This window comes from Streptomyces sp. SID4985 (assembly GCF_009863025.1).
Taxonomy (GTDB): Bacteria; Actinomycetota; Actinomycetes; order Streptomycetales; family Streptomycetaceae; genus Streptomyces.
Genome location: NZ_WWIR01000318.1, coordinates 21420 through 29274, shown reverse-complemented (window position 1 = coordinate 29274; position 7855 = coordinate 21420). Strand labels below are relative to the sequence as shown.

Sequence of the window (7855 nt, the reverse complement as noted above, 5' to 3'; positions counted from 1 at the left end):
GCCGCGGCCGCCCGGCTGCACGGCGCCGAACGCGCGGGCGGCCCCGCCAGTACCGAGATCGCCGACCGGGCGTCCCTGCACTGGGGCCTCGCCGCACGCGGCGCCCTGGTGGAGGCGGGCGGCCCCGAGATCCCCTTCGCGGTGGCCGACCGCGACATCGCCTGGACCGACCTCGCGCCCAGGCTCTACCGCCAGGCCACCGCCTCCCAGTGGAACCCCGAGGCGGCCGTCGACTGGGACGCGGAGTTCGCGCTGCCCGACGAGATCGAGGACGCCGTCGTCCAGGTCATGACGTACCTCGTGGAGAACGAGCAGGCCGCCCTGGTCATCCCCGGGCGGCTCCTCGCCCAGGTCCACCCGCACTTCCGCGAGGTGCTCCAACTGCTCGCCGTGCAGGCCGCCGACGAGGCCCGGCACGTGGAGGTCTTCACCCGGCGGGCCCTGCTCAAGGGCGGCGAGATGGGCACCTCCTCGGTCGGCGGCCGCGCCTCGCTCGCCACCCTGCTCACCGAACCCGACTTCTCCATCGCCTCCTTCCTGCTCTCCGTCCTCGGCGAGGGCAGCTTCCTGAATCTCCTGTCCTTCCTGGAACGCCACGCCCCCGACCCCGTCACCCGCCGCATCAGCCACCTGGTCCGCACCGACGAGGCCCGGCACGTCGCCTTCGGCGTCGGCCACCTGGAACACCGGGCCGGAGTCGACCCGCTGCTGCACGGACGGCTGCGCGCCGCCGTCGAGCGACGGCACGACGCGCTGATCGGCACCGCCGGACTCAACCAGGACGTCTTCGACTCCCTGGTGCTGCTCGCCGCCGGTTCCTGGGAGCCCGAGGACATCGCCCGGGGCTGGCAGGCGGTCCAGGAACTCCAGAAGGACATGGACGAGGGCCGCCGCCACCGGCTCTCCCGGCTCGGCTTCCCCGACGACGAGGCCGCCGCCCTGTCCGCGCTGCACACCCGCAACTTCATGTGAGGCCCCCGCCGTGAACGGACCGTACGTCGCCCCGCCCGATCCGACCCGCGACGGCGCACGAGTCGTCTACCTCGACCACAACGCCACCACCCCCGTCGACCCCCGCGTGGTCGACGCCATGCTGCCGCTCCTCGCGAGCGGCTTCGGCAACCCCTCCAGCGGCCACGCCTACGCCGCCGCACCCCGCCAGGCGCTGGCCCGCGCCCGCCGCCAGGTCGCCGCGCTCGTCGGCGCCGACCCGGCGGAGATCGTCTTCACCGGCTCCGGGTCCGAGGCCAACAACCTCGCCCTGCGCGGCGCCGTACTCGCCGCCCCCGCGGGCCGACGACGGGTGATCACCCAGGTCACGGAGCACCCCTCTGTCCTGGAGACCTGCCAGGCCCTGCACCGTCTCGACGGCGTCGAGGTGACGTATCTGCCGGTCGACGCGCGCGGTCTGGTCGACCCCGCCGACCTCGCCGCCGCGCTGGACGACCGCACCGCCGTCGTCTCGGTCATGGCCGCCAACAACGAGACCGGCACCCTCCAGCCCGTCGCCGACCTCGCCCGCCTCGCCCACGACCACGGCGCCCTCCTCCACTGCGACGCCGCCCAGGCCGCGGGCAAGGTCCCCCTCGACATCGGAGCCCTCGGCGCCGACCTCCTCACCGTCGTCGGCCACAAGATGTACGCCCCGAAGGGCGTCGCCGCCCTCTGCGTCCGCACCGGCGTCCGCCTGGAGCCCGTGGTGTACGGCGGCGGCCAGGAGCGCGGCCTGCGCGCGGGCACCGAGAACGTCGCCCTCGCGGTCGCCCTCGGCACCGCCGCCGACCTCGCCGCCCGGGAACTGGCGGCGGGCGAGGCACAGCGCCTCACCGAGCTGCGCGACCGCCTGCACCGGGCGCTGGAGCGGGCCCTGCCGGGCCGGGTGCGGCTCAACGGCTGCGAGCGCCGCCTGCCCGGCACCCTCAACATCAGCGTCGAGGGCACCACCGGACACGACCTGCTCGCCGCCGCCCCCGGCCTCGCCGCCTCCACCGGGTCCGCCTGCCACAGCGGCGCCCACACCCCCTCGCCCGTGCTGAGCGCCATGGGGTACGACGACACCCGCGCCCTGGGCGCCGTACGCCTCTCGCTCGGCCGCTGGACGACCGCCGAGGACGTCGACCGGGCGGCCGCCGCGCTGGCCGACGCCGCCCGCGCGCTCACCACGGTCCGCTCCGCCACGCGCTGACCTGCCCGCGTTCCCGCCAGGACTTGCGGCCCGCTCCCCAGCCGGTAGCGTCGACAAGAGGCTAGGCCCCTTGCGCGAAGGAGTGGGCGGATGGTCGTCAAACGGTTGCTGGACATGTGGCCGGTGTACCGGCAGATCACCGGAGCCGACTGGCTGGGCCGGGGCAAGGCCGTCCAGTCGAAGCGGTCCCGCACGCTCAAGCCGCGCACCGAGACGGCCGACCGGGTCGTGCACTCGGTCTGCCCCTACTGCGCGGTGGGCTGCTCGCAGAACGTCTTCGTGAAGGACGAGAAGGTCATCCAGATCGAGGGCAACCCGAACAGCCCCGTCAACCGGGGACGCCTGTGCCCCAAGGGCTCGTGCAGCAAGCAGCTCGTCACCGGGCCGCAGCGCGAGAACTACGTGCTCTACCGGCCGCCGTACGGCACCGAGTGGCAGCGCATGGACATGGACACGGCCATGGACATGGTGGCCGACCGGGTCCTGGACGCCCGGCGCAGGGGCTGGCAGGACACCGACGAGCAGGGCCGGGTGCTCCGCCGCACCCTGGGCTTCGCGGGTCTCGGCGGCGCGGCGCTGGACAACGAGGAGAACTACCTCATCAAGAAGTTGTTCACCGCCCTCGGCGCCATCCAGATCGAGAACCAGGCCCGTATTTGACACTCCGCCACGGTTCCCGGTCTGGGAACCTCGATCGGACGCGGCGGCGCCACCAACTACCCGGAGGACCTCACCAACGCGGACTGCATCATCCTGATGGGCTCGAACATGGCCGAGGCCCATCCCGTCGCCTTCCAGTGGGTGACCGAGGCCAAGGTGGGCGGCACGCACGTCATCCACATCGACCCGCGCTTCACCCGCACCAGCGCGCACGCCAACCAGCACGTGCGGATCAGGGTGGGCAGCGACATCGCCTTCCTCGGCGGAGTGGTCAACTACATCCTCTCCAACGACCTGCACTTCAAGGAGTACGTGAAGGCGTACACCAACGCGACGTTCATGGTGAACGAGAACTTCCAGGACACCGAGGACCTGGACGGCCTCTTCAGCGGCTACGACCCCGAGACGTGCAGCTACGACAGCTCCAGCTGGGCGTACGAGACCGTCGAGGAGGGCGCCGACGGACGGCAGGGCAGCACGCTCATCTCCGCCACCCCCGCGCAGGCGAAGGGCGGCCACGAGGCGCCCCCCGGTCCGCCCGGCACGATCGCGACCGACCCCACCATGACGCATCCGCGCTGTGTGCTCCAGGTCCTCAAGCGGCACTACGCCCGGTACACACCGGAGATGGTCGAGCGGGTCTGTGGCATCACCCAGCAGCAGTTCCTCGACGTCTGCCGCGCCTGGACCGAGAACTCGGGCCGCGAGAAGACCACCGCGCTCATCTACAGCGTGGGCTGGACCCAGCACACCGTCGGCGCCCAGTACATCCGGGCCGGTTCCATCGTCCAGATGCTGCTCGGCAACCTCGGGCGCCCCGGCAGCGGCATCCTCGCCCTGCGCGGTCACGCCAGCATCCAGGGCTCCACGGACATCCCGACCCTGTACAACCTCCTGCCCGGCTACATGCCGATGCCCAACGTCACCCACCACACGCTGGAGAAGTTCGTGGAGGACGTGCGGCACGTCTACCGCAAGGGCTACTGGTGGAACGCCGACGCCTACATGGTCTCCCTGCTGAAGGAGTACTGGGGCGACGCGGCCACCCCGGAGAACAACTTCTGCTACGACTACCTGCCACGCATCGACGGCGACCACGGCACGTACCAGACGACCATGGACATGATCGCGGGCAAGGTCTACGGCTACTTCCTGATGGGGCAGAACCCCGCCGTCGGCTCGGCGAACGGGCAGCTCCAGCGACTCGGCCTGGCCAACCTGGAATGGCTGGTCGTCCGCGACCTCGCGATGATCGAGAGCGCGACCGTGTGGCGGGACGCCCCGGAGATCGAGCGCGGCGAGATCTCCACCGAGAAGTGCGCCACCGAGGTGTTCTTCTTCCCCGCGGCGTCGCACGTGGAGAAGTGCGGCACCTTCACCCAGACCCAGCGCATGATCCAGTGGCGTGACGTGGCCGTCGAACCCATCGACGACCGCCGCTCCGACCTGTGGTTCTTCTACCACCTCGGCCGGATCGTCCGCGAGAAGCTCCAGCACTCCGAGGACGAGCGCGACCGTCCGATCCTGGACATGGCCTGGGACTACGAGATGGAGGAGGGCGACGAGCCCTCGGCCGCGGACGTCCTGCGCCACATCAACGGCATCGACCTGACGACCGGCCGCACCCTGAGCAGCTACGAGGAGCTCAAGAACGACGGCTCCACCAAGTGCGGCTGCTGGATCTACACCGGCGTCTACGCGGACGACACCAACCTGGCGCGGCGGCGCAACTCCCGCTTCGAGCACCCGATCTGGGAAGGCCAGTGGGCCTTCGTGTGGCCGCTGAACCGGCGGATCCTCTACAACCGGGCCTCCTCCGACCCCGAGGGACGCCCGTGGAGCGCCCGCAAGGCCCTCGTCTGGTGGGACGAGGAGAAGCGGGAGTGGGTCGGCGGCGACAAGCCCGACTTCCAGCGGCACAAGCCACCGGACTTCCGGCCCGCACCGGACGCGCACGGCCCGGAGGCACTCTCCGGCGACGACGCCTTCATCATGATGGGCGACGGCAAGGCGGCGCTGTACACGCCGACCGGCCTGGTGGACGGGCCCCTGCCCACCCACTACGAGCCGGAGGAGTCGCCCGTCCGCAACCCCCTGTACGGGCAGCAGTCCAACCCGACACGGACCATCTACAAGAAGACCTACAACCCCTACAACCCCTCGCCGCCCCAGCCGCACGAGGAAGTGTTCCCGTACGTGTTCACCGCGTCGCGGTACACCGAGCACCACACGGCCGGCGCGATGAGCCGCACGCTGCCCTACCTCTCGGAGCTGCAACCCGGTCTCACCGTCGAGGTGTCGCCGGAGCTGGCCGCCGAGCGGGGGCTGCACCACATGGGCTGGGCCCACGTGATCACCAGCCGTACCGCGGTGGAGGCCAAGGTGGTCGTCACCGACCGGCTGGCGCCGCTGAAGCTCGACGGCCGCACGGTGCACCAGATGTGGATGCCCATCCACTGGGGCAACCTCGGCATCACCGTCGGCGACGTGACCAACGACCTGATCGGCGTCGTGCTCGACTCCAACGTGCTGATCCAGGAGAGCAAGGTCATCACCTGCGACATCCAGCCCGGCCGACGGCCCCGCGGCCGCGAACTCCTGGCATACGTCGAGGAGTACCGGCGCCGCGCCGGGGTCACCCTGGACACCGGCACCCACGAGCTGACGGTCGACTACCCCGAGGACGAGATGTCGTCGGGCGCACCGGACGGCGAGCAGCCGGGCGGGGGCCGCACCGCCACCCCGGGCTACGGACCGGAGGATTCATGAGCACGGACATGGACCACACGGCCAAGGACGAGGCCGGAGGCACCACCGGGCAGCCGGAGGAGGGCTGGGACAACAGCTTCTTCGGCCCGCTGGCCGACCCGGCCGGGGACGCCGGATACCCCGACGACCACCCGCCGCGGATGGGGTTCTTCACCGACACCTCCGTCTGCATCGGCTGCAAGGCCTGCGAGGTCGCCTGCAAGGAGTGGAACGCCGTCCCCGCCGACGGCTTCGAGCTGACCGGCATGTCGTACGACAACACCGGCTCGCTCGGCGCCAGCAGCTGGCGGCACGTCGCCTTCATCGAGCAGGACCTCAGACTCGGCGACCAGGACTCCGGTCTGGTCGGCCTGCCCACCGGCCCCTCCGGCACCGAGACGGCCGCCGAGACCGTCGCCGGGGCGCTGCGCAAGGGCCACCGGGCGGGCGGCGAACTCGGCACCGAACCGGTCGACCTGGGCTTCCCCAGCTTCGACCTGCCCGGCGCCGGGAGCGGCGAGGAGACCCGGCAGGACTTCCGCTGGCTGATGTCCTCCGACGTGTGCAAACACTGCACCCATGCGGGCTGCCTGGACGTCTGCCCGACCGGCGCGCTCTTCCGCACCGAGTTCGGCACCGTCGTCGTCCAGCCCGACATCTGCAACGGCTGCGGCTACTGCGTCTCCGGCTGCCCCTACGGCGTCATCGACCGGCGCCCCGACGACGGCCGCGCCTGGAAGTGCACCCTGTGCTACGACCGGCTCAAGGGCGGCCTCGAACCCGCCTGCGCCAAGGCGTGCCCCACCGACTCCATCCAGTTCGGCGAGCTGAACGAGCTGCGCGAACGCGCCGACCACCGCCTGGCCCAGCTCCAGGACGCGGGCGTGGAGTCCGCCCAGCTCTACGGCCGCGACCCGGAGGACGGCGTCGGCGGCGACGGCGCCTTCTTCCTGCTCCTCGACGAGCCCGAGGTCTACGGACTGCCGCCGGACCCGATCGTCACCACCCGGGACGTGGGCTCCATGTGGAAGCACGCCGGGGTGGCCGGCGCGCTCATGATGGCCGCGACCGCAGCCGTGTTCTTCAAGGGAGGACGCCGATGACCGAGCACGCGCACGGCAACGGCGGCCGCAAGCGGAAGAAGAAGCACGGCGGCGAGGAGCCGATGGTCCCCGACGCCGACTTCAAGTCGTACTACGGCCGCCCCGTACTCAAACCCCCGGTCTGGGAGTGGATGGTCCCCGCCTACCTCCTCACCGGCGGACTCTCGGCGGGCGCCACCATGCTCTCCGTCGGCGCCGACCTGACCAACAAGCCCGCGCTGTGCCGCTCCTGCCGTATCGGCGGCTTCGGAGCCCTGCTGGCCTCCAGCTACCTCCTCATCGGAGACCTCGGCCGCCCCCTGCGCTTCCACCACATGATGCGCGTGGCCAAGCCGACCTCCCCGATGTCCATGGGCACCTGGATCCTCATGTCCTACGGGCCGGGCAGCTCCCTGGCCGGCATGGTCGAATGCCTGCCGAAGTCCTGGCGCACCCACAGCCGCTACGGCCCCCTGCTCAAGTGGGTCGCCCGGCTGAGCGGGATGTCCGCCGCCGTGATCGCGCCCGCCCTCGCCTCGTACACGGCCGTCCTCCTCGCCGACACCGCCGTGCCCGCCTGGCACGGCGCCTACCGGGAGATGCCGTTCGTCTTCACCGGCTCCGCGGCCGCCAGCGCCGCCGGTCTCGCCCTCGCCACGACACCGATCAAGGAAGCGGGCCCCGCCCGCAAACTGGCCGTCCTCGGCGCGGCGATCGAGATCACCGCCGCCCGCCTCATCGACCGCAAGCCGGACTTCGAGACCTCCACGTTCACCCACGGCGAGCCGCACCACCTCCGCCAGACGTCGGAGCGTCTCACCCTCGCCGGCACGCTCGTCGCCGTCACCCTCGCCCGGCGCAGCCGCGTCGCCGCCGTGCTCGGCGGACTCGCCCTCGTCGCGGGCAGCGGCTTCCAGCGCTTCGGCACCTTCGAGGCGGGCGTGGAGTCCACCAAGGACCCCATCTACGTGGTGAAACCGCAGCGCGAACGCCTCAACGCCCGGCGCGCGGAACAGGAGAGGCAGCGGCAGGAAGAGGAGGCCCGGGCGCAGGAGCACCAGGGGGAGCAGCAAGGCGGACAGTGACCGGGTGCCGGGGCGGCCCGTGACCGTCCCGGCCGGTGTGGCGCGGGTGCCCCGGGGCCCCGACCGTCGTAGCCTGGCAGGTGCCTCAGCCGGCC

5 protein-coding genes are annotated in these 7855 nt (G+C 71.7%); all 5 read left to right on the top strand.

From position 1 onward, the window contains the following. Positions 1-972: ferritin-like domain-containing protein (locus tag GTW40_RS13310; RefSeq protein ID WP_161180383.1), on the top strand; the 972-nt coding region annotated here is incomplete at its 5' end. Positions 973-982: 10 nt separating this feature from the next. Then, positions 983-2185, top strand: a complete 1203-nt coding sequence (locus GTW40_RS13305) for a cysteine desulfurase family protein (RefSeq protein ID WP_161180382.1) — start codon at positions 983-985, stop codon at positions 2183-2185. 90 nt (positions 2186-2275) lie between these two features. Continuing rightward, complete coding sequence (fdh, locus tag GTW40_RS13295) at positions 2276-5614, top strand: formate dehydrogenase (protein WP_272919003.1); 3339 nt, start codon at positions 2276-2278, stop codon at positions 5612-5614. Further along, positions 5611-6696, top strand: coding sequence for a 4Fe-4S dicluster domain-containing protein (locus GTW40_RS13290; RefSeq protein WP_237525488.1), 1086 nt, complete (start codon positions 5611-5613; stop codon positions 6694-6696). The genes fdh and GTW40_RS13290 overlap by 4 nt, the downstream gene beginning before the upstream one ends. Continuing rightward, entirely contained in the window at positions 6693-7760 is a 1068-nt protein-coding gene (gene nrfD / locus GTW40_RS13285; RefSeq protein WP_161180379.1) for an NrfD/PsrC family molybdoenzyme membrane anchor subunit, read from the top strand. Before GTW40_RS13290 ends, nrfD begins: the two co-directional genes overlap by 4 nt. Positions 7761-7855 lie beyond the last annotated feature (95 nt).